The organism is Peribacillus sp. N1, assembly GCF_054600815.1.
Genome location: NZ_BAAHZO010000001.1, coordinates 353965 through 377022, shown reverse-complemented (window position 1 = coordinate 377022; position 23058 = coordinate 353965). Strand labels below are relative to the sequence as shown.

The following is a 23058-nucleotide window of genomic DNA, read 5'->3' as shown; positions in this document are numbered from 1 at the left end:
TATCCATCCATCAAGGTCATTCATTCTTTAGTTAATTTTTCAACTATTTTATATTGTATATATGATTCTGTTCCTGTTTTTCGTAAATTTGCTGATAGCTGCGTACACACTCAATTATTACTCTTTTTGTATGTCTTCCCAAGGTACAAATGAAAAGGGAATTCTAATCATTTTAGCAGTCAATTCATCATAGGAAACTAAATCTTTTTTTGACAACTCCTTTAAGGAACGTTTCCCCATCGCTCTTAATGCCATTTTCATTTCTTCTATACTTGCTGTAAAGAATTTCTCTGCTGCTTTTACTCCATCTTCTATCTTAAATTGATCCTTGAATTTATCTTGATTCCAAACAACTTGTGTAGGTGGTTCAAAGGGTAGAGCATTCAATGCTTGACTATGTGAGACAGTAAATAATATGGCAGATCCTACATAAACAGCATCAGCACCGAGTGCAAGTACTTTTAAAAAGTGCCCAGGTACTATTAGCCCTTCTGAGACAATTAAACTAATTTGACCCTTCATTTTTCTCGTTTCTAAATGATTAACAGCCCAGACAACTGCATGTAATGTCGGTATTCCCATGTCATCGGATAAAATGGGTAGTAGTGCACCGTTTTGTGGCTGCTTGGCCGCCGTCAATCGTAATGATATCAACACCGAGTTCAATTAAATGGTCTATATCTTCTTCAATTTTTCCCCCTGCCCCCATTTTCACACCAATGGGAACACCACCAGTTATGCTCCGAAGTTCATTAACAATTTTTTTAATATCTTTCAATGTTTGATTTTCAAAAAAATGTTCAAAAAGACTCCATTCTCATTCTCTTTAAGCACCACCACTTCATGAGCCCGACCTGTTAAATTTTTGGGTAAAATTTTTCCACCCATCCCAGCTAGTGCGCCTTGTCCGAACTTAATTTCTATCATGTCGGCACGTTTAATAAGATCTTCTTCCTTTGACCATACTGTTTTTGAAAACTGTAAAATATATTTTCCTGCTTTATCTAATTCTTCAGGTATTACTCCGCCTTCTCCGGAATTAATCGCGGTTCCTACATTTTTTGCTGCTTCCGCCAAAGAAAGCCTTGTTTGTTCACTAAGTGTGATACCATAGGTCATCCCTGTAATCATAAGAGGAATTTGGGTTTTTTTGCTTTTTGGTCCAATGGTTACCTTAACATCAACGTCTTCTTCACCATCAATAGGAAATGGTGTCGTTTAAGCAGGGATAAAGGTAATTGGATCCAAATGCGGCCATTTTTTTGAAGAGCCTAGTGGTCGATGCAGGACGTCGCCTGCTTCAGAACTAGTTTGTTTTTTTAAACGAATACTACAGTTATGTAATTTTATTAGGTACAAAAAGTCTAGCTTCAAAGCATAAAACCGTGTTTTTTGCTCTGATCTTATACTATTGCCACATTTTTTTATTTAAAGGCACTGGTTAAATGCTGTTGATTTTTCACAAAGAAAAAAGGACCATATTAATAGGGTCCTTGTGAAACATCTTCTTCAACAAACGCAAGGTTGGTTATATAGAAATTATTAAAAAACAGCGCGATTTGTTTTACTAAAATTTTTAAAAAGAGTGTAATCAATCCGTATCTTTCACTTTTTTTGTAGTATCATTTAGGTCTTGTAGCTCTTATTTTCGCACTTTCACCTAGCTCACGTGAAAACTCTTCATTCACACGATCCGGTTCGATTTTTAAGTTATTGGGAGTTTGAGCTAATGATTTTTTTCTGCTAGATGATTTTTGATTGTTTGATCTTCCCATAATATTGCCTCCTAACTATATTTTAATCTTTATTAGTATGGCTAAGAATCACATTTATATATCTTTAGATTTGTTCATGAACGACTTTTTTCCTTATAAAATTTTTTTGGGACTGCTCCTTCTTTTACTACTACGCACCTGATAGTTCTATAAGAAAAATTCAAATTTAAGCTGAAGAGTTTTCAGTAATGACTTTTTCATTGCCTCTACAAAGTTCTTCAGTGTTTCATCAGATAATTCTAACAAGGAAAGATAGGGATTTAAATCTTCTAATTCAACTAATAAAAGTTCACCTTGTTCATTCCGACAAGCATCAACTCGTTGAATCCCCCAATCAAGATTATTCCATTCAATAAATTTGTTAGCAAAAGTTAAATCTTCTTCAGTAGGTGAATATTCTTTTAATTCCCATCTTTGCTCTTTATCTGGTGCATAAAGAGCATACTGAAATTCTTTATCGATAAAATAAAATGAAACCTCATACTCAAAGTTGATAAATGGTTGTACTAATGTGTTTTTTGATTCTGGATCAAATTTATCTATCAATTCATCTTTCGTTACAAATTCCAAACCGATTGAATCTGCACCATCTTTCGGCTTTACAATATACGTCTCTACATTAGGGAGTTTATCTAAAGAATCAAGAGTTTCTATAGCTGGAATAACAGGAAATTGAGCATTCGTTAGTTCAATTAAGTATTCCTTCCCGTTAAATGAATTGTATGTTTTCAGAATATCCAGAAACTACTCTATTGCGGAATGCTTGATACGTATCCTTAAAATTCGCTACTGGACCAGCATTTCGAAATACTATTAAGTCAAAATCTTTTTCAAACGTTTCAGTGTCTTCAGGATGACAAATGCCCAACTTAAAATCTTCTCTAAGCTTCGAAGTAAGGAACAAACCTCCTCATAATAATTTCTTCCTTTTGCTTCATAGTATAAATCTGTTACGAACAATAGTGTGTTCATTAACCCTCACCTGCTTTACATTTATTTTCATTGATTTAAAAAGGATTTAAAAACAAAAAAAGGGGTTGCCCCTAAAAGTCAGTAAAATGACTTTTAGGGGCAACCCTTTTTCGTATTGGCTTGGTGATACTTCTTTAAGGGGTACCTCCATATTTTTAAGTCATTACCATGATCGAGAAGTTTGGACTCCACTCTTAAGAACGTAAATGTGGAACCCATATATCCTCAAATCCAAAAAAGCTAATTTAAAACCGGAACTTGATTGGATAATGGGAATATTACTGTTCTTTTGAAATATTATTATTCCTTTTCTTTTTCACTAAAAGAATGATGGCAATGATAAAGGCTACTGCACTATATATCCAGGTAAACATAAAGGCAAGGCCCAATCCGATATTTGCATCCATATAGTCGTTTTTCACATGATCTATGGCTAAATATAAAAGCGGTGCAGCTCCAATGATGAACAGGATGACCCAGAGAACATTTCTTTTCGGTTTCTTGGTTGATAAAATAATAATGATGAAGGATAGCAAGAGAAACGCTTCTGAAGCTATTGTCAACGTTACCAGATTGCTCATAATAATTCACTCCTAATCGCGGTTGCATAAATGGAATATATTTATGTTCCCTTATATCTATGCTACTTTTCGTTCCTATATTATTATCTTAAAAAAACCTGAATGCCTCCAAATGAAGGATCCAGGTTTCATGTTAATTTTTCTTGGATAATTGCAAGGCATTCTTGATGCTTTTCAGTGATTTTGAGCTTCCATACATCAAGACTCCACCCCGATAGATTTTTGCTCCGATTATTCCAAGTAAAACAATCGTTAAGATCAAGACTGCAATGCTGATGGCGATTTCCCAGAATGGAACTTCAAGCATCCCTACACGCAAGAACATGATCATCGGCGTGAAAAATGGAATGAATGATGTGATCGTAATATAACTGGCTGATGGATTCCCCAGTCCAAACATCGCAATCATGAAGGCGATGACAACCAACATGGTCATCGGTGAAATCATTTGCTGGACATCTTCAATTTTGCTGACAACGGACCCAAGGCATGCCGCAAGAGTCGCGTACAGAAAATACCCAAGCAAAGCGAAGATGATTGCATAAATGATCGTTGAGATATCGGTACTGCCGAAACCGAAAAATGAAAAGAATCCTTCGTCCATACCCGTCAAGTTTTGTTTAATCGAGAAATAGCCCACCCCAAAAAATAAAATCATTTGAGTAAGACTAAGTAAAGCAACACCCATTATTTTGGCAAACATCTGTGTGACTGGCGGGACACTTGAAATCAGGATTTCCATGACTCGTGATGTTTTCTCAGTAGCTACTTCCATTGCAATCATCGTTGCATACATCAACACACCGAAGTAAATCACAAATAGGAGAACATACACGAGACCTCGTGCTTGATTGAGATCCTCTTCCGTCTTTGCATTTTTCTGAAGCGCAATCGTATCAAATGCTGGCGGCGTATTCAATTGAGCGATTTGCTGCTCTGTCAAATTCAATTCCTTCGCGGTTATTTGACCCTTCAATTGGGTTAGCGCTAAAAGCAAATCATTACTTACCGCAGAATCTGAAATTTGATTCGCTTTATACGTTCCCTTGAAGCCGAGAGTTTCATCCTTTTCGATTAACAAATACCCAACGATTTTTTCCGCGCTGACCATTTCCTCCGCTTCCTTTTCATCCTGGGCGGATATTATCGATAGGTCATCGTTCACACCTGCTATCGCTTTTTTATAAGGATCAAATAAGCTGCCTTCAGTCTGATCGATAACGGCAACCTTTTCCTGTTCATCACTGTCGAATTTATCAATAAGATTCGAAAGATTCGAAAGAACGAGAATCAGTGCCATCATAATGATTGTAGAAATGATAAAGGATTTCGTCTTTAATTTTGATAGATATGTATGGGAAAGGACAATCCAAAATTTATTCATAGACGGCACCTACTTTTTCAATGAAAATATCCGTCAGCGATGGTTCTTCCAATTCGAATTTCCGGACGAAACCTCTTGGAACAAGATCACGTAGCACGTTCTCAGCCACATCTTCACCAGTTACTTGAAGAATTTTCCCTTCCATCGTGTTCTTGACTTTTGTTACACCTGAATAATTATCCAAGAAAGATAGATCAAAATCTGCTTTAATTGAGACATTCTTTTTACCAAAAGAACGCTTGATTTCTTTTAATTTTCCAGCCACAACAGGGGAACCTTTATGCATGATGCAAAGATGCTCGCACATCTCCTCGACATGCTCCATGCGATGGCTCGAGAAAACGATCGTCGTGCCGCTGTCCTTTAAGTCAATGACAGCTTTCTTCAAGATTTCCACATTCACTGGATCCAGTCCGCTGAAGGGTTCGTCAAGGATAAGTAATTCAGGTTTATGGATCATCGAGGCGATCAGCTGGATTTTTTGCTGATTTCCCTTTGAAAGCTCTTCAACTCGCTTATCGATATACTCGGGTACCATAAAGCGGTCTAGCCAATACTCCAATTCTTTCAAAGCATCACGTTTGTTCATCCCTCTTAATCTAGCCAAATACACAATTTGATCGCGCACCTTCAGTTTTGGATATAGTCCGCGTTCCTCAGGAAGATAGCCAATCATTGAACTGGTCGTATAATCGATTTTCTTACCATCCCAGACAACTTCCCCTTCAGTGGGGTCAAGCAGGCCAAGTATCATCCGGAACGTGGTCGTTTTCCCCGCCCCGTTCCCGCCTAAAAAGCCGAACATTTCCTTCTCGGGGATAGTTAAATCAAGCTGGTTTACAGCTGTGAATTCCCCGAACTTTTTCGTAACTTCTTTAATTTGCAAAGCCAATGCACAACCTCCTAAAATATGATTCTTATTATATGTTAACGGAAAGGTTTTCCAATTTCAACTATCACCAAAGACCAAATAAATCTACTTCTCTGCGATTATATGCAAATTTCCAGAAAAAATTAACGTTTCACGTTTGCCCTTTACCCTAATAGTATTTTTTCTGCGAAACTTAAGACAAAACCCCCTTTCCCTTCCTATTGGTAATGACATGGTTAACATTTTCACATCCCCGTACGTCTCCTGCATTTCCCTAACGCAAGCATGTTACTAAACTGAAAGCCCTTTTTTTTGGAAACGAGGCAATAATAAAAATAGATTGGGTACCGTAAAGATACCCAACCTCTATAATAGATTGCTCGCTTTAAAGGACACATTTCCCAACTGTCGCTAATGATTCTATTTTATTTTACAATCGTTACTTTTACATTTCTTTTTTCAAGCAATTTTCTTGATGCTTCATCTATTTCTCTATCCGTAATGACCTCATCCACTTCACTAGGCGGAACGATTAATGAAAACGCCTTTTTTCCAAACTTTGAGGAATCCACCATCAGGATCACTGCATCCGACCTCTCGATCATTTTCTTTTTTAATAAAGCCTGCCCTTCATTAGAATCACTGAGTCCTTCTTCTAAGTGAATCCCCTTACAAGACAAAAACGTTTTGTTGACATGATACATCGTTAATGATTTCTCTGCTATCGGACCAACAAATGATAAAGACTTTGACAGTAATCTTCCCCCGGTTGAAATAACCTCTATTTTTTCTTTTTTACTCAATTCCATCACCACTTTGGTGGAATTGGTAATAACCGTTAGCGGTATGTTTGGTAAGGCTTTTGACATATACCAGGCAGTTGTACTTGCATCTAAAATAATCCTGTCACCTTCCACTATCCGCTTTGCCGCTTCATATGCTATCACTTTTTTTTCGTTGACATTTGTTATCACTCTTTCGGAAAAATGGATTTCCGAATCATCTTCTTGCAGGCTAACGGCACCGCCGTGGCTGCGTTTTAGTTTTGTTTCTTTCTCAAGCTTTTCGAGATCACGTCGGATTGTTTCCTCTGTTACTGAAAAGATTTCACTTAATTCTGTAACACGAATACTCGAACGTTCATTTACGAGTTCGACAATTTTTTGGTGTCTTTGAGCTACAAGCATACCAACTTTCTCCTATCTATGTAATCTTTGTTTACTTTTGTTTGTTTTTGTATTGTAACATATATAAAGCCCTCTATATAAATAGAGAGCTTAGGAACTGCCTTTTTTCATTGATATGGTTATTTGGCAATTAGCTTAAAACCTTCAATAATTTCTTCAATATCTTCATCACTAATATCGATTACTTCGCCAATACTTTTAGCGTACACCAATGCTTTTGCACTATATTCAGCTACTTCTAGCCTATCAAATACACTCAGTAAACTTTTTCCTGAGACAACTGCATACCCATTTTCAATTAATAGGACAGGATTATCCTCAGCTAGTTTATCTGCAATCATTCTATTATGATCTTCACCCATTCCAAAAGGCACTTTATCTATATCCCGAAGAACAATGTAGGCCTCTGGAATTATATGTGTATTATATTTAACATCTGTCACTGCATAGGCCATTAAAAATCTTGGGTTCGCAATGATTACGGATGTAAGCTCCGGGTTTAACTCATATATTTTTTGATGAAGCTCAAAAAACTCACATGGTTCCTTTCCAGCTTCACTAAACTCCTGATGAATCAGAACCAATTCATCTTCCTTAATATATTTACGGTCCTGTTGAGAAGGCGTGATTAAAATAGATCCATCTTTAAGGCGGGTTGAAAAGCTGCCTGAGATACTTGTAAAAAGCTGACGATCATATAACCGTTCCAATAAACTGATCATTTCTTGACGGCAAGAAACCTCTTCGACAGAATGGTGCTTCATTTCTATCTGTGTTAATTTATCCGCTTTATATAAATCTATTTCTTGTAAATTTTGTTCGGTCAGTTCAAATGGTTTCCCTATATTCCTTGCATTTATTTCCATACAAGCAGTATCTTCAAGTGTTTCAAACAACATAAAGGCATCAAATATAGTGGGTTTCCCTACCACAATACCATGATTCTCCAATATTACCGCATCCCCTCCTTTTGCAAATTCAGCCGAAATATTTTCCTTTAATTTGTCGCTTCCAGGGATCGCATAGGGTGCAACCTGAAGGGAATCTGCTACACTCTTATATGCATGTAAAAGCAACTTTGGGTTTGGTCCTTTACGAGCCATGCTAAAGGAAACCAAAGCCGGGGGATGTGCATGTACGATAGCTTTTATATCGGGCCTTGCTTCATAAATTCCTTGATGAAAAGGAAGCTCTACCGATGGTTTATGTTTCCCTATGAATGTACCGTCCTTTTTGACGCACATGATATCATCCATGGTTAATGTCCCTTTATCAATGCCCGATGGAGTAATCCAAAGGTCACCATTTTCATCTAGAATAGAAAGGTTTCCTCCTGAAATTGTTGTCATGCCATATTTATAGACACGTTCCATGATCATAACAATTTGTTCGGCTGGATGCAGATTTTCATTCATACTTTATCACTCCTATTATTTACATTCTTCTTTCATGGAAATTGCTTGTTTGAATTTTTCAATCAGGGATGATGATTCAATTTTTTCTTTTGGCTCATATTTTTTTATAAGGAACGAGTGTTCTATTAACTGACGTGCCGTTTGTAAATCGCTTATTTCATTGCCTGAAATCATTTGTACTAGTATATTCCCAATCGCCGTAGCCTCTGTTGGTCCAGCGTATATGGTTTTCCCGCTAAGGTCTGCCGTAAGTTGATTAACGAATTCATTTTTCGCCCCTCCTCCGACAATATGAAGTTGCTCGATTCTTTTCCCGGTTATCTCTTCTATTTGCCGAATGGACATCGCATAAATAATAGACATATTTGTAAATATACAGTTCGCTAATTCGCCCACTGTATGTGGAATCTCCTGATTCGTCTCCCGACAATACTGCTGAATTTCTTGAATCATATTTTCTGGATTTAAAAATCGTTTATCATTAAAGTTGATGAACTGCCTGCACACCTTTATTTTCTCTGCCTCATATACAAACTGCTCGAAGTTATAGTCTTCCTTTAAATGTCTTCTGACCTCTTGAATAACCCACATACCAATGATATTTTTCAGAAAGCGGTAGGTTCCGTATGCACCCCATTCATTTGTATAATTGTTTTTAAGAGCTAACTCATTCACTATCGGTTTATCGCTTTCAATCCCAAGCAACGACCACGTTCCGCTACTAATATATGCCCATTTCTCTCCATTACCAGGTGAACCGACTATGGCGGAAGCAGTATCATGTGAAGCAACGATAATCACTTCTGTATTGGGAAGATCGAAAGTAGAAAAACGTTCTTTCATCAGTTTCCCTAATCGTTCTCCTGGATTAGCAAAAGGCGGGAATTGATCTTTTGACAATGCAATCAGGTTTAGTAACTCTTCATCAAACTTCTTCGTGTTTACATTCAATAATTGCATCGAAGAAGCACTTGTAACTTCTGTGACCTTTTTCCCCGTTAGGCAGTAACCTAAATAATCTGGCACAGTCATGACATTCCTAGTGACTTTCAGGTTCTTTATATCTTCTTCGTACAATTGGTATAACGTGTTAAATGATAAGAATTGAATCCCCGTTTTTTGATAAATGATTTCTTTAGGTAGTGTTCTTGTGACCTTTTCGATTGTATTTTCGGTGCGCTTATCACGATAAGAGATAACTTCTTGCACTCTGTGTCCATCATCATCCAACAATACGTAATCCGTTCCCCACGTATCAATTCCAAGTGTACAGTGGTCGTATCCAAGCTTTTTAGCTGATTCTAACCCCTTTAAGATTTCATTCAATAAATGATCAATATCCCAAAAACATGTTTCATTTTGGGTTGTGAAACCATTCGCAAATCGATGGATTTCTTCAATTACTAATTTCCCGTTCTCCATTTTCCCTAAGACCAGCCGGCCACTTGAAGCACCAATATCCACCGCAATATGTATCATTAGTCCACACTCCTCAATTTCTTTAAACCATGCATTATGGAAATATGATCGCGGCCAAAGAAGTCATGCAGTTCTAAATAATAAGCATACAGTTGTTGATAAATACTTACATTTTCTTTAACCGGTATAAAAGTATCTTCTTTTACTTTTGCCATCTTAGAGGATGCCTCCTCTATGGAATCATACCCACCATTTATACGGCCGGCAGCCGTGGCAGCGTATATGGCTGCTCCTAATGCAACCACTTGTTCCCCATCCGCGATTTTAATTTCACGATTTAAAATATCGGCATATATCTGCATTAACAGTTTATTTTTTTGAGGTAATCCGCCACAGGCAAACAAATCGTTTATCTCTATACCATCATTCTCAAAGGTTTCAAGGATTTTCCTTGTTCCAAAGGCTGTTGATTCTAAAAGTGCACGGTATATTTCTTCCGGCTTCGTAGAAAGAGTAATCCCTGCTATCACACCTGACAAGTTCGCATCTACAAGGACTGTTCGATTGCCATTCCACCAATCTAACGCCACTAACCCAGATTGACCAGGCCTTAAGCAAGAAGCCTTTTTTTCCAGTAAGCTATGTAGATTGATACCTTCTTGCTCAGCTTCTTTCTTTACATACTCAGGAGCAGTTTGCTCAATATACCATGCAAACGAATCGCCAACAGCCACCTGTCCCGTTTCATAACTGAATGATCCGGGAATTATTCCATCCTCCACTACTCCACAAATACCTTCTACTGTTTGTTTTTTCTCAGAAATTAACATGTGGCAAGTAGAGGTTCCCATCGTCATCACAAATTGGCCTGGATGGACAGCTCCTACAGCTGGAACACCTGCATGGGCATCGATTATGGATACAGAAACAGCCGTACCAGATTTCAACCCCATCTTCTTAGCCATCCCTTCTGTTAAGCCACCCGACCGTCCAGCGATGGGTAATACTTCACCACGCATTTTTGTATCCAGTATATCCAGAAGACGTTCATCAATAGCCGCTAAAAAAGCAGGGTCCGGATATCCATCTTTTTTATCCCAAAATGCTTTATAACCGCTCATATTACTGCTGCGTACCAGCTCATTCGTCAGACGGAAGGTAATCCAATCTCCGGCTTCCATAAATAGATCCGTTTCTTCATAGATATCAGGTGATTCACGTAACACTTGTAAAATCTTAGGGAACATCCATTCAGAAGAAATTTTCCCGCCATATCGTTGCAGGAATGGTTGATTCGTTGCCTGTGCAATGCGTGTAATATCATCCGCTTCTTTTTGTGCGGCATGATGCTTCCATAATTTGACCCAACTGTGAGGGTCCCTTTTCCACTTCTCATCAAAACAAAGGGGATTTCCTTTCTTATCAACAGGCAAAATGGTACATGAGGTAAAATCGATTCCAATGCCTATCACATCATTCGCATCTACTCCGCTTAACCGAATCACTTCAGGAACAGAAGTGTATAAAACGTCCAAATAATCACCTGGATGCTGGAGAGCCCAATCTTTTTCAAGTTTACATCCGTCTGGAAGCCTATTAGACAATACTCCATGACGATAAGGTGTAACATGTGTAGCCATTTCATTTCCGTTCTCTATATCTACTAGCAGCACTCTTCCTGATTCAGTGCCAAAATCAATTCCGATTGTATATCTCTCATTCATCCCTTCATCATCTCCTAACATGCAAGTCACGCAATGATATTTAATAAAAAGGCCCCTCTAGATAGTTGAGAGGGGACTTTTCGGTCTATCTAACCTTAAAAATTAAAATCAGCTGCATTGTCTTTCGTAAAATCTGTCGGTGGTCCCATGATGATTGTTTTTCCATCCTCCCACACGTCAATTTCACCTACATTTTCAACTTTCAAACCATCTTCTGGTTTCTCCCCTTCAGCTAGACGTTTGGCGAGGGCAACTGTTAAATAACCTAGTTTGTCTGGCTCCCAAAGAATGGCTACATCTAGAGATCCATCATTTAAATATGGTGAAGAGTCTTTCGGTAGAGCAGTTCCAACGACTGTTATATCATCTTGCAGTCCTTTTTCCTGAACAGCTTGGGCTGCCCCAAGAGGTGCCGGAGTAGAAAAAGCCATGATTCCTTTTAGTTCAGGATTTGATTTTATTAAATCCAGTGTTTTTTGGTATGCCACCTGTTGTTTTTCATCTGTCGCGATTTTATCCGATACTAATTCAATACCTGGATAATTCTCTTCCAGTTCTTTTTTTGCTGCATCTATCCAGGTGTTTAAGTTTGCAGCTGAAAGCCCTCCAGTTAATATAGCGATTTGCCCTTTTTCAACACCCATTTGTTTTACGAGGGATTTAGCGATATGGCGACCGTATGCTTCATCGTCTATTTGGTGGACGGATAATTCTACAAGGGATTGATCAGCTGGTGTATCCCAATCCATTACAATTATTCCTTCATCCTTCGCCTTTTGAAGGACTGGTGAGAGTGATGCAGCGTCATTTGGTGCTACTGCGATTACATCCACATCTTGACTAATTAAGTCTTCAATGACTTTTACTTGCTGTGCAGCATCCGGTTCCGTAGGTCCTGTGTAAATGGTTTCCACACCAAGATCTTTACCTGCTTGAATCGCTCCTTTTTCAGAAGCATTGAAATATGGTATCCCCATTAATTTTGGAACTACGGCAATTTTCAACTTCTCATTACCACCTCCGCCACTTGTTTCTTTTTCACTGTTCCCCGATGCTCCTTCTTGTGATACACAGCCTGCTAACAGTCCCCCAGCCAAAATAGCTGTTGCCAATATCCCCGTCATTTTCTTCATAATGATCCCCCTTACAATTTTTCTGATTTTTCACTAAAGTATTTCCAGAGATTACATGGTCATGTAAATTACGCTACAGAGTTTGAAGGTAACTTCTTTTGATTTTTTTCGTCTAATTTCGTTTTCACGAAGTTTATGACCAATACCGTGATTAAAATAACCCCCATCATTACAGTTACGATTGATCGTGGTACACCCATTAAGTTCAATCCACTTGATAACATTTGGAAAATGACCACTGCGTAAACAGTGCCGATAACTTTGCCATAACCACCTTGAATTTCAGTTCCGCCAAGCACGGCTGCCGCTACACTTTGTAATAAATAAGAAGATCCCAGATCCACTTTTGCAGTATTATAACGGGATGTCATAATAATGGAAGCAATTGTGGCAAGAAGTGCCGCATATAAGTAAACCCTCATTAATACCTTGCTATTATTTATACCTGAAAATAATGTGGCGATCGGATTGCTACCCACCATATAAACACTTCTGCCCCATTTGGTTTTTGACAGCAATATAGCTGTTATTATTGCAAATAGTACAAAAATAATGATGGAAAGAGGAACGATCCCCATATAGTAGCCGTTTCCAATTAAGCTATAACCCTCACTGAATCCTGAAATTGAATTTCCTTTCGTAATGCTTAAGATCAAACCTTCAAAAAGCACCATCGTTCCGAGTGTTACCAGTATTGGCGAAACACCGATTTTTGAGATGAGTACGCCGTTAATCAATCCGCAGCTCAGCCCGACTAAAACACCGATTAAGATTGCGCCTAGCATTGGGTATCCGCTGCTTGCCATAAGTGCGATTGTCACGCCAGACAAGGCAGCTGTATACGTAATCGATAGGTCAATCCCTCCAGTTACAATCACCACCATCATTGCTAATGCGATTAAACCAAACTCCGGGAGCTGGAACATCATATTGGTTAAATTATTTGAAGAAAAGAATCCAGGTATTGAAAAACTCATTAACACAAACAAGCCTGCTGTAATTACACCTAAAGTATTTTCTTTTGATATTGAAAGCCGTTTCATTTTTTCACCTCTTTCTTACGCTTCCACTTCAATTTTCGCTAACTTATCTTTTGAGCGTTTATATTGAATGTGGTCGTATGACACAGCCAGTAATATAATCAATCCAGTGAATACTTTTTGCCAGAAGGTATCAATTTTTGCCAAGATAAGTCCATTTTGTACAATGCCTAGCAGAAGAACGCCCAAAACCGTTCCCAAAATGGTACCGCGCCCCCCCATGATGTTCGCACCGCCCAAAACAACGGCTGCTATGACCATCAGCTCCAGACCAAGCATTCCATTAGGATCCACAGCCTTTGTATATGCTGTTTGAGCAATGGCTGCTATTCCTGCAAGAAACCCCATATAGGAGAAAACAAATATTTGAACTTTGTCAAAATTTATCCCAACCCGAATGGCTGAATCTTTATTACCGCCAATCGCCAATACTTCGCGACCGATTAATGTGTATTTCAAAATATACCAAGTAAACAGTGCTACGGCGATAAAAATTAGAATGATGATAGATATACCAAACATCTCAAAACTGGCAAACTTGATGAATACGGTTGGAAAACTGCTGCTGTTCAAATACTGTCCATTCGTAATGTACAACACGAGCCCATTAATGATACTCATCATTCCAAGTGTCACGACAATAGCTGGAATTTGAACCTTTGCAACAAGCAGTCCATTCAGTGCACCTAAACAAACCCCAAGAAATGGCCCAATCAAAAAGAGTAATAGTATAGAGATGGGATGGTCAGGCATGAGCATCATTACTTTTCCAACGATGACACAGACAGCGCTTGTAACAGCGGCCACCGATACGTCAATCCCGCCAGTGATGATTACAAGTGTCATACCCACCGCCAGAATTCCAAGGACAGCATTCCCTTTTAGTACATCCAGCAAATTGTCTACAGTTAAAAAATACGGGCTTAAGAATGTCAATGTAATACATAGAAGCAAAACAATCATTGCGATGCTGATTTCCTTCGACTTCAAAATGGCGTTCATGCACGTACCTCCTCTTTTAGCGGAAGCCCTTTTTTGGAAGGAGATTGAGAACCAAGCAGAGCATAATTCATGATATTTTCCTGTGTCGCTTCTTCTATACCAAGCTCTCCGGCTATTCTTCCATGTCTCATGACCAAAATCCGATCACTGACAGCAAGTACTTCTGGAAGCTCTGAAGAAATCACAATAATGCCCATTCCTTCAGCTGCCAGTTCCCTCATTAACTTATGAATTTCTGACTTCGCCCCAATATCAATCCCATTCGTCGGTTCATCAATAATTAGGATTTGTGGTTTAGTAGAAAGCCACTTGCCGATCACGACTTTCTGTTGATTTCCGCCTGACAGGTCACCAGCTGCCCTTTTAGGCAAAGCGGGTCTAACATCTAGCGTTTTCATATAATGATCAGCCAGCTTAACTTCTTCCTTTCGCTTAATCAATTTGAATTTATTTCTCAATTGTTTCAAAACAGGTAATGAAATATTATTGATTATGGACTGGCGAAGGATGAGTCCTTGCGTTTTTCTGCTTTCTGGAATATATGCAATCCCTTGCTTTACAGCATGTTCAGAAGACTTGATTTTAGTAGAAACCCCATTTATTTTCATACTTCCATCGTAGGGCATGTTGACCCCGAATATCGCTTGTGCAAGCTCTGTTCTTCCTGATCCGACAAGTCCTGTAATCCCAAGGACTTCTCCAGCTTTCAATTCAAAGGAAATATCTTTAAAGTTACCTTCTTTTGATAAACCATTCAGTTCCAAAAGAGTTTTTCCTGTTTTTCCTTTTACCATATTCTTGTTATATAAAATCTGACGTCCCACCATTAGTGTGATTAATTTATCTTCATCAAGTTCTTCAGTTTCATAAGTGCCTACATATTTCCCATCTCGCAATATTGTAAATCGATCGGAAACAGTAAATAACTCTTTTAACTTGTGGCTGACAAAGATTATGGAAATTCCGCGATCCTTTAATTTTTTTATAACTTTATAAAGCTTTTCAACTTCCCCTGCGGATAGGGATGAAGTCGGTTCGTCCATTACAATCAACTTGGAATCAAAAGCGAGGGCTCTGGCGATTTCAATCAGCTGCTGTTGAGCAATGCTTAATTTTTCAACGGGTGTATGAACATCAATCTCAAATTCTAGTTCTTTAAGTGCCCGTTTTGCTGTATCCTCCATCTCCTTCCATCTAATCTTTTTCCATGGTTTTTTGTCACTATCCCGGCCAATATAGATATTTTCAGCTACAGATAGGTTTGAAAATAAACTTAAATCCTGATAAATGATTGAAATGCCTTTTAGCGTAGCATCAATCGGTTTTTGAATTTCGGCTTCTTTTCCTTCAAAGTAAAACTTGGCGCCTGGGTCCGGTCGATAAATGCCAGCTAATATTTTAATGAGCGTTGATTTCCCGGCACCATTCTCACCTATTAACGCATGAACTTCTCCTTTTTTCACTTCAAGCTGAACGCTATCCAGTGCTTTTACACCTGGGAAGGTTTTACTGACATTCGTCATTTGCAATAAGAAATCAGACATGTTTCTCTCCTTTCCAACCTTAATCAGTCATAAATTTGATTCAACTTTTGTTTTTTACCATAATAATTAATGTTATTGGTTTCACAAAAATGTTCCACTTCTGCTAGCCTCGGCACACCATCTTGGGCCCCCATTTTCGTTACCTTCATCGCCGCTACAATTGAAGCAAACTCGGCTGCTGATTCGATCGTCTCCCCATCTGCAATGGCACAAGCAAGGGCTCCTGCGAACGAGTCTCCTGCCCCCACTGTATCAACAGCTTTTACAGCAATGGGCTCGATAAAGTTTGTTTCACCGTTTTGATAAACCAATGCTCCTTGATGGCCCAACTTAATAATGCTATTCTCCACGCCAAAATGATTCTCAAAGAAAACACCCGCTTTGCATGCACTTTCCTTCGAGTTGACGTCGATCCCAGTCAACACTTTTGTTTCCTGCCAATTCGGCGTAATCAAATTGGCATACGTCAGTGCTTCAGTCGTTACCCCTTCTGCCGGAGCAGGGTCCAGGATAATAAACATATTTTTTTCTTTAGCCCTTTTCATGGCTTGTAGCACAGCCTCATTAGGAATTTCCATCTGTACAAGTAAAACAGCATAGTCATCACTGATGGTAGAAAAACAAATGTCAATATCACTTCCTGTCAAATGTTCATTGGCCCCTTTAATGACAAGCATGGTGTTTTCTGCTGTAGCATCTACTGTAATGACTGCGCATCCAGTTGGATGTTCTGCAACATGTTTCAAGGAGGATATGTTCACGTTATTTTGAAGAAGAGAACGTTCTATTTCATGCCCGAATGCGTCGTCGCCAACCGCACCGATCAGTTTTACTGGTTTTCCAAGTTTAGCGCACGTCGTTGCTTGATTTGCGCCTTTTCCACCACTTAATAGTTTCATATTTTCTCCGAAAATCGTTTCCCCATGCGCTGGATACTGATTAGTGACTGCGACAATATCCATATTAATACTCCCTACCACTACAACCCCTTTCATGCACAACCCTCGTTTTTCATTTTCATTTGCTCTAAGAATGCCCGGAGTTGGCCAACGGCATCTTCCAGTAATACATCGTTTTTAAATAAACAGGACGTCCCGCAAACCAACATGCCGGCTCCATTTTTCAATACACCCGGAATGGTTTCGAACCCAATGTTTCCATCTACCTGAATATCAATTTGGTAGCCTTCCGATTGAATTAATTCTTTTATCTTTTTTATTTTCTTATACATAAGCGGTACAAAGGACTGCCCGGCAAAACCAGGATTCACCGTCATCACCGTTACATAATCGACTACATCCAATACATGTTCAAGCTCTGTGATGGGGGTTGATGGATTTAAGGCTACCCCTGCCTTAATCCCATCATTCTTCAGCTTTTGTAGTGATCTCTGTAAATGGGCAGTTGCCTCTGCATGAATGGAAATCATATCTGCCCCCGACTGAATGAAAAGATCTAAATGGTCTTCCGGTCTTTCAACCATTAAGTGAACATCAAATGGTTTATCCGAGAATTGCCTAATGCGTTTAATTAGATCCGGGCCCATTGTAAAATTAGGAACAAACGATCCATCCATTATATCCAGATGAAAGAAATCAACACCTGCACGGTCTAATCTCATTACTGATTCTTGTAAATTCCCCATATCTGCACACATAAGTGAGGGTCCAATTAAGGTCATATAAACACTCCCGTTCCATTTCGTCTTTTATCAAGAAAGCGTTTTCCTCATAAAGGAAGCGCTTTCTTTTCTGATACTTTCACTATAAAGGGAATTGGCATAAGCTGGTAGGTGATAAAATTCGGGTAGGGGGGATTTTCTTCGGGACATTTTAATGTAGACATAAAAAAAAAGCTCCGGAATGGAAGCTTCTACTTTTTCACAAAAAACTCATGAGTATCTCGATATTGAGACGGAAGTTGTCCTGTCCATTGCTTAAACAGCCGACTAAAATATTTGGTATCTTGATAGCCTACTTTTGAAGCGATATCGTAAATCTTTAAATCTGTATGACTTAATAATTCCTTCGCCACTTTTAACCGTTCATTGGTTACATAGTCAAGCACGGTTTCACCTGTCTGATTTTTAAAATACTCACAAAAATAGGTTGAATTTAAATGGACATGATTGGCGATTTTTTTTATTGTGATGTTATCGCCTATATGTTTTAAAATCCATTCTTTTGCCTGGCGTATGGGATCTGTTTGGTCATTTTGAAATGCAGCTTGCTTTTTTAACATATTCATGACCCAGCGCTCCGTCTCCTTTTTTAAATGATTAAAATGAGAAGAATCTTCGGCAATGCTAAATGCTTCCTCAAGTAAAAGCGGAAGGTCTTTAAAACCATCACTTTTAATCCATTTATTAATAATTCTAATAGACAAATAGCGAACCGATTCTTGTATTATGAAAGGGGAAGTGACATCTTTCAGTTCGTTAAAAAATTGCCTGAGAGAACGAATGGCAGCTTCTTCACCATGCTCCATCGCCTCCACTGTCTCTTCTGCCCATTTATAGATGGATGGCGGCACTTCAATCACTTTATTATATGATACATGTTTAAGCATTTCAGTTCTGAAAATTTTATTGCCTCCTTGTATCATTCGATATTGCAAGGTAGATCGTAATTCATCTTTAATATTTACTAAAAGGGTAAGGTCATTAAACTCATTCCCAAGGGCAATGGAAACCGTAAAAGGGGTTTGCCGTTGGACACTTGTTTTTAATGTTATACACAATTGCTCCAAAGCTGTAGGGGTAGTATCCTTAATCAATAACCAACTGGCATGTAGACTATCTTTCCACATCCAATGCGTTGAATGATCATCTAGTAAGTCTGTTATAAGTTTTTTTATTACATCATTCCATCCACCCCAATCTTCTGGTGAAAAACTTTGGGTTTTGGCAGATGTATGATCGATTCCAATATGGATCAGGGAATAGGTTCCTTCTGGAAATTGCCGCGTCCATTCAAGTAATGATAAGTCCATTGCATCTTTCCACGTAATTTCCATCAGCAATTGAAGCTGCTTTTCATGGGTTAATATCATGGCTCTTTCTTCTATTTCTCCTACCTTTTCCCTTTCCTTTCGTGCCTCAATTACTTTTTCCTGCACAGTCTTCAACTGCAGTTTAAACTTTTCTCGATCAATCGGTTTCAATATATAATCGACAGCTCCTTCCCTTAGGGCAGTCTGTACATAGAGAAAATCATCATACCCGCTTATAATGAATGGAAATAGCCTTGGTTTAGTTTTTTTCAAATGTTGAATTAACGTTAACCCGTCCATGACAGGCATTTGTACATCTGTTATTAATACATCAACTTCTTCTACTTGATTGATAATTGCATCGTATGCCTCTTGACCATCGGAGTAAACACCTACAACATGCCACTCTTCCCCACAAGATTGTACTAGTCTTTCTATGCCTCTTCTTATCCTTGGTTCATCATCTACAATGACCGTCCTGACCCTTTGTATCATCTCTGTTCTTCTCCTCTCCTTGAACATACATGCTTACTTGTTGGGCATTTATTTTGGGAAGTCTAATAATCACACTCGTTCCCTTTCCGTATTCGCTATTAATTTGAAGATTATATTGTTCTCCGAACATCATGCCAATTCTTGCATTTACATTGATAATCCCAAAGCCAGAGTCCCGTTTCATCATTGGATCCAAACGTAACTTTTCATTTAATTCAATTAATTTGCTTTCTGTCATCCCTGGTCCGTTATCACTGACTATCAGCAAAAGATATTCCTCACCTGTCTGAGTTTCCTCTTCAGAAATATGTATTTGAATGTCTATTTCCTTTCTTTTTTCCAAACCATATTTAATGGAATTTTCAACGATTGGCTGTAAAACAAACTTGGGTATATAATAATTAACTACATCTGCTCCTTTTTCTATCATAAAATGCAAACGATCTTCAAAACGGAATTGTTGGATGCTTAAATAATCTTCAATGTGCTGAACCTCACTGTTTATAGGAACCAAGCTTTCTTTATTACTGATTGAAAAGCGCATCATTCTACCAAGCAGAGTCACCATCTTCACGACTTCATCGCTCTCTCCTTCTTCCACAGCCATGCCTATGGTTTCCAGCGTATTATACATAAAGTGAGGATTTATTTGAGATTGAAGGGCGTATAATTCAGCTGTTTTTTTTCGCAGTTCAATGTGGTAGTTTTTATGAATCAGCTCTCTTATCTCTGCAAGCATTGATCGAAAACTGTTCGCGAGCATCCCGACTTCATCCTCGGAATGTATAGGTATATCTACTAATAAATCACCTTTTTCCACCCGCTTCATTATATCTCCTAATTCGTTTAGTGGACGTGTAACGGTCCAGGCAAAAAAGATAGAGATCAATGTAGTAATGAGTGTAAAAAGGATAAAAACGAAAATTGTCACATTTCGGATAACATCCGTTTTTTCTGTCATGTTTTTGATAGGCATGCTATGAACGAGTACCCATGGCAGCTCATTTGATTCACTTATACTGATTAAATTCCGTTTTCCATCGATTTCTGTACGAAAACTACCATTCAGTAATGGGTAATCATGTATCCCTTTTTCCACTGTACCAATTTTTGAATGATCCTTATGATAAATTATCTTCCCCTGCTTATTCATGATCCACATCGTAACATTCTCTTCCTTTTGCAAATCCTGAAGTGATTGCTCAAAAAAGGCTACATCGATGGCTATATAGAGCGTTCCTAAATTTTTTCTATTATCGAAATCAGTAATTGTTTTGACCAGCATAAAATAGGAGGGATCCCCTTCAAACGTTAAATTAGTCTGATTAGGAAGGAGCAACTGCATCTCGCCTAGCAATCCTAGGTCATCTGCATATGGCAAGGAACCATCTTCAAAACCAAAACTGTCATAATGCAGACTTGTACTTGCAAATGTACGATTCTTGGAAACAAGAAACGCCCCCAAAATATGAGATGAATTGTTATTTAAATAGGTTCTTGTCAAGTAACTCTTCATGATATATTCATCGTGTAGCAAAACCGATTTTTTTTTTGATTGGCTGTCTCTTAAAATAGCCATAACATCACCGGAATTATAAATTAAATCAGGTAAGGTCTCTAGTTTTTGAATGTCATTTTCAATGTTGCCATTAACCTGTTTGACAAGACGGGGAATATATTCGCCTACTTCTTCTTCTATTGATTTTGTGTATTGCCAGTATGCAATGAACCCAAGGAAGGCCATAGGTAGAACCGTTAATAATGTATAGGTTGTAACTAGTTTTGTCGTTAAACGCAAGTTTTTTATCAGGATAGGCTTTTTTCCTTTAAAAATCATACTGGTTCACATTTCCCTTTGTAAAATCGATGGGTTCTCCCATAATGACCATATCACCGTTGAATTTAATCCTACCTATGTTCTTAATGTTCTGTCCTTCATACGGAAATTCATCATTCAATAAGTTTTTTGCTAAGCTAACAGTCAAGTAACCTAACTTTTGTGGACTCCATAACGTAATGGTCTGGGCAGCCCCTTCCTGTAAATACTCATTCATTAAATTAGGAGTCGATGTACCGACTACAGCAACCTTGCCGATTTTCCCTGCATCTTTCACAGCCTGAGCCGCAGCAGGAGGATTAACCGTTGAAATACCAATAATTCCTTTTAGGTCCGGGTATTTTTTAAATAAATTTTGTGTTACCTTATACGCTTTATGAATATCTTCGTTTGTATATTCCACTTCAACTAGTTTCATAGTTGGATAATATTCTTTTTGTTGGATTTGAATCCAATCAATCCATGTATTAAGATTGGCAGCGGTAGGAGATCCCGTCATAATCGCAAACTCCCCTTTTTCTTCCATTTCAATAGCGAGAGTATCCATTACATGCCTGCCAATTATCTCAGGATCTATCATGTTCACAAAAAAGCTTCTGTATGATGCATTAGTATCAGAATCCCAGGTGATCACCTTGATTCCTTTACGCTTTGCTTTTTTCAGCACCCTGCCTAATTTATATGGATCATTTGCAGATACCGCAATTACGTCCACTTTTTTTTCAATTAATTTTGTTATAATCTCTTCCTGCTTTTCAGAGCTGGGGGTAGGTGGGCCTGTATATATGACCTTAACACCTAAGTCTTTTCCAGCCTCCAACGCCCCCTCCTCTACCGCTTTAAAATAAGGTATTCCGTCAATTTTAGGTATAACAGCTATCGTATACGAATCTTTTTTATTCTCGACAGGTTTTGTATTGACGTCGATACTTTCTTCATCATTGTAAATAATCTCGTATTCTGCAGAATGAGCACAGCCGCTTAGTATAAATAAAAACAAAATAAAAAAGATGGGCATCCTTAACATGATTAGCTACCTTCTTTCTTAAATTCTAAACATTAGCACGTATCATGGATATTGTAATAAGGAATGACTTAAGAAGTGCTTTTCTCATCCGGTTACATTCACCGCTGCTTCTTTCTAAGTAAACGGTTTCATAAATGATGGATTTTACCGGGAGTATAACCTTAATTTCTTTACTAAAATAGGAAACCTTTATATACTTTCAGGTTTCCCTATAATTTATTGTCCAGCCATGTCCTTCTCTGTTATGTTCAACCACTAACTTACACCAAAAGCGAGATGGAAACTGGAAAAATCGTATTTTAGCAACAAGAGTGAGCGACTTTCTCATTCTCTTCTATATGTATTAAAAATATCTCTATTGTACATTTGAACCCCATCATTTTTTTCTTTTTATTATTGATTTTTACTGTTTTTGAAAGGTTTGTCAATTTAAATTTCACAAACATTTTTAAAATTCAAATAATATTTTTATATAGTTTCACTTGCTCATTGTGTTTCATTTTTAGTTGTATTGGAAAATTACAAAGCAGTCTACGTCATTACATTTTCTATATCCTTTTTTCATAGTGCTTTTATTATCTTAAACTGTAGATTGATACCTTCAATCCAAATCCTCCCCTTTTAGAAAAAGTTACTTTAACGATTCCTCCTCAATCCTCAG

Annotated in this window: 19 protein-coding genes and 1 pseudogene; all 20 read right to left on the bottom strand. The window is 38.1% G+C overall.

Going from position 1 to position 23058, the window contains the following annotated elements:
• Positions 1-117: 117 nt before the first annotated feature.
• Positions 118-1302 (bottom strand): annotated as a pseudogene (locus ACYP5M_RS01765) (FMN-binding glutamate synthase family protein); the annotation flags it as partial.
• Positions 1303-1622: 320 nt separating this feature from the next.
• A complete protein-coding gene (locus ACYP5M_RS01760) occupies positions 1623-1775 on the bottom strand; it encodes a YfhD family protein (protein ID WP_098373080.1) in 153 nt (50 codons plus the stop codon).
• Positions 1776-1922: 147 nt separating this feature from the next.
• Positions 1923-2345, bottom strand: a complete 423-nt coding sequence (locus tag ACYP5M_RS01755) for a hypothetical protein (RefSeq protein WP_459734560.1) — start codon at positions 2343-2345, stop codon at positions 1923-1925.
• Between the two features lie 243 nt (positions 2346-2588).
• Positions 2589-2747, bottom strand: coding sequence for a hypothetical protein (locus tag ACYP5M_RS01750; RefSeq protein WP_260357422.1), 159 nt, complete (start codon positions 2745-2747; stop codon positions 2589-2591).
• 278 nt (positions 2748-3025) lie between these two features.
• On the bottom strand, positions 3026-3328 hold the full coding sequence (locus ACYP5M_RS01745; protein ID WP_459734559.1) for a hypothetical protein: 303 nt from the start codon (positions 3326-3328) through the stop codon (positions 3026-3028).
• 133 nt (positions 3329-3461) lie between these two features.
• Complete coding sequence (locus ACYP5M_RS01740; protein WP_459734558.1) at positions 3462-4712, bottom strand: ABC transporter permease; 1251 nt, start codon at positions 4710-4712, stop codon at positions 3462-3464.
• Positions 4705-5604 carry an ABC transporter ATP-binding protein gene (locus ACYP5M_RS01735; RefSeq protein WP_459734557.1) on the bottom strand — a complete coding sequence of 300 codons (900 nt, stop codon included), beginning with the start codon at positions 5602-5604 and terminating at the stop codon, positions 4705-4707. The genes ACYP5M_RS01740 and ACYP5M_RS01735 overlap by 8 nt, the downstream gene beginning before the upstream one ends.
• 404 nt (positions 5605-6008) lie before the next feature.
• Positions 6009-6770, bottom strand: a complete 762-nt coding sequence (locus ACYP5M_RS01730) for a DeoR/GlpR family DNA-binding transcription regulator (RefSeq protein WP_101221779.1) — start codon at positions 6768-6770, stop codon at positions 6009-6011.
• Positions 6771-6889: 119 nt separating this feature from the next.
• Positions 6890-8185, bottom strand: a complete 1296-nt coding sequence (locus tag ACYP5M_RS01725) for a class II aldolase/adducin family protein (RefSeq protein ID WP_459734556.1) — start codon at positions 8183-8185, stop codon at positions 6890-6892.
• A 15-nt stretch (positions 8186-8200) separates the two neighbouring features.
• Positions 8201-9664 carry a rhamnulokinase gene (rhaB, locus tag ACYP5M_RS01720; protein ID WP_434169369.1) on the bottom strand — a complete coding sequence of 488 codons (1464 nt, stop codon included), beginning with the start codon at positions 9662-9664 and terminating at the stop codon, positions 8201-8203.
• Entirely contained in the window at positions 9664-11328 is a 1665-nt protein-coding gene (locus ACYP5M_RS01715) for a ribulokinase (protein ID WP_434169368.1), read from the bottom strand. Before ACYP5M_RS01715 ends, rhaB begins: the two co-directional genes overlap by 1 nt.
• Before the next feature lie 95 nt (positions 11329-11423).
• Positions 11424-12461, bottom strand: a complete 1038-nt coding sequence (locus ACYP5M_RS01710; RefSeq protein WP_048677830.1) for an autoinducer 2 ABC transporter substrate-binding protein — start codon at positions 12459-12461, stop codon at positions 11424-11426.
• A 68-nt stretch (positions 12462-12529) separates the two neighbouring features.
• On the bottom strand, positions 12530-13504 hold the full coding sequence (locus ACYP5M_RS01705; RefSeq protein WP_434169367.1) for an ABC transporter permease: 975 nt from the start codon (positions 13502-13504) through the stop codon (positions 12530-12532).
• A 15-nt stretch (positions 13505-13519) separates the two neighbouring features.
• On the bottom strand, positions 13520-14503 hold the full coding sequence (locus ACYP5M_RS01700) for an ABC transporter permease (protein ID WP_098186552.1): 984 nt from the start codon (positions 14501-14503) through the stop codon (positions 13520-13522).
• Positions 14500-16047 (bottom strand): sugar ABC transporter ATP-binding protein, encoded by a 1548-nt coding sequence (locus ACYP5M_RS01695; protein ID WP_459734555.1) that lies wholly within the window; start codon positions 16045-16047, stop codon positions 14500-14502. Before ACYP5M_RS01695 ends, ACYP5M_RS01700 begins: the two co-directional genes overlap by 4 nt.
• Positions 16048-16070: 23 nt before the next feature.
• Entirely contained in the window at positions 16071-17042 is a 972-nt protein-coding gene (rbsK, locus tag ACYP5M_RS01690) for a ribokinase (RefSeq protein WP_459734554.1), read from the bottom strand.
• The gene (rpe, locus tag ACYP5M_RS01685; protein ID WP_459734553.1) at positions 17039-17728 is read right to left on the bottom strand and encodes a ribulose-phosphate 3-epimerase; all 690 of its coding nucleotides are present in this window, start codon (positions 17726-17728) and stop codon (positions 17039-17041) included. Before rpe ends, rbsK begins: the two co-directional genes overlap by 4 nt.
• 191 nt (positions 17729-17919) lie before the next feature.
• Positions 17920-19533 (bottom strand): response regulator, encoded by a 1614-nt coding sequence (locus ACYP5M_RS01680; RefSeq protein ID WP_459734552.1) that lies wholly within the window; start codon positions 19531-19533, stop codon positions 17920-17922.
• A complete protein-coding gene (locus ACYP5M_RS01675) occupies positions 19499-21370 on the bottom strand; it encodes a cache domain-containing sensor histidine kinase (RefSeq protein ID WP_459734551.1) in 1872 nt (623 codons plus the stop codon). The genes ACYP5M_RS01680 and ACYP5M_RS01675 overlap by 35 nt, the downstream gene beginning before the upstream one ends.
• Positions 21360-22397 (bottom strand): autoinducer 2 ABC transporter substrate-binding protein, encoded by a 1038-nt coding sequence (locus ACYP5M_RS01670; RefSeq protein ID WP_459734550.1) that lies wholly within the window; start codon positions 22395-22397, stop codon positions 21360-21362. Before ACYP5M_RS01670 ends, ACYP5M_RS01675 begins: the two co-directional genes overlap by 11 nt.
• Positions 22398-23058 lie beyond the last annotated feature (661 nt).

What these genes read in the sequence shown, in the direction of transcription:
- ACYP5M_RS01760 (WP_098373080.1), bottom strand. Translation starts at nt 1,775, where the DNA reads ATGGGAAGATCAAACAATCAAAAATCATCTAGCAGAAAAAAATCATTA.
- ACYP5M_RS01750 (WP_260357422.1), bottom strand. Translation starts at nt 2,747, where the DNA reads ATGAACACACTATTGTTCGTAACAGATTTATACTATGAAGCAAAAGGA.
- ACYP5M_RS01745 (WP_459734559.1), bottom strand. Translation starts at nt 3,328, where the DNA reads ATGAGCAATCTGGTAACGTTGACAATAGCTTCAGAAGCGTTTCTCTTG.
- ACYP5M_RS01740 (WP_459734558.1), bottom strand. Translation starts at nt 4,712, where the DNA reads ATGAATAAATTTTGGATTGTCCTTTCCCATACATATCTATCAAAATTA.
- ACYP5M_RS01730 (WP_101221779.1), bottom strand. Translation starts at nt 6,770, where the DNA reads ATGCTTGTAGCTCAAAGACACCAAAAAATTGTCGAACTCGTAAATGAA.
- ACYP5M_RS01725 (WP_459734556.1), bottom strand. Translation starts at nt 8,185, where the DNA reads ATGAATGAAAATCTGCATCCAGCCGAACAAATTGTTATGATCATGGAA.
- rhaB (WP_434169369.1), bottom strand. Translation starts at nt 9,664, where the DNA reads ATGATACATATTGCGGTGGATATTGGTGCTTCAAGTGGCCGGCTGGTC.
- ACYP5M_RS01715 (WP_434169368.1), bottom strand. Translation starts at nt 11,328, where the DNA reads ATGAATGAGAGATATACAATCGGAATTGATTTTGGCACTGAATCAGGA.
- ACYP5M_RS01710 (WP_048677830.1), bottom strand. Translation starts at nt 12,461, where the DNA reads ATGAAGAAAATGACGGGGATATTGGCAACAGCTATTTTGGCTGGGGGA.
- ACYP5M_RS01705 (WP_434169367.1), bottom strand. Translation starts at nt 13,504, where the DNA reads ATGAAACGGCTTTCAATATCAAAAGAAAATACTTTAGGTGTAATTACA.
- ACYP5M_RS01700 (WP_098186552.1), bottom strand. Translation starts at nt 14,503, where the DNA reads ATGAACGCCATTTTGAAGTCGAAGGAAATCAGCATCGCAATGATTGTT.
- ACYP5M_RS01695 (WP_459734555.1), bottom strand. Translation starts at nt 16,047, where the DNA reads ATGTCTGATTTCTTATTGCAAATGACGAATGTCAGTAAAACCTTCCCA.
- rbsK (WP_459734554.1), bottom strand. Translation starts at nt 17,042, where the DNA reads ATGAAAGGGGTTGTAGTGGTAGGGAGTATTAATATGGATATTGTCGCA.
- rpe (WP_459734553.1), bottom strand. Translation starts at nt 17,728, where the DNA reads ATGACCTTAATTGGACCCTCACTTATGTGTGCAGATATGGGGAATTTA.
- ACYP5M_RS01680 (WP_459734552.1), bottom strand. Translation starts at nt 19,533, where the DNA reads ATGATACAAAGGGTCAGGACGGTCATTGTAGATGATGAACCAAGGATA.
- ACYP5M_RS01675 (WP_459734551.1), bottom strand. Translation starts at nt 21,370, where the DNA reads ATGATTTTTAAAGGAAAAAAGCCTATCCTGATAAAAAACTTGCGTTTA.
- ACYP5M_RS01670 (WP_459734550.1), bottom strand. Translation starts at nt 22,397, where the DNA reads ATGTTAAGGATGCCCATCTTTTTTATTTTGTTTTTATTTATACTAAGC.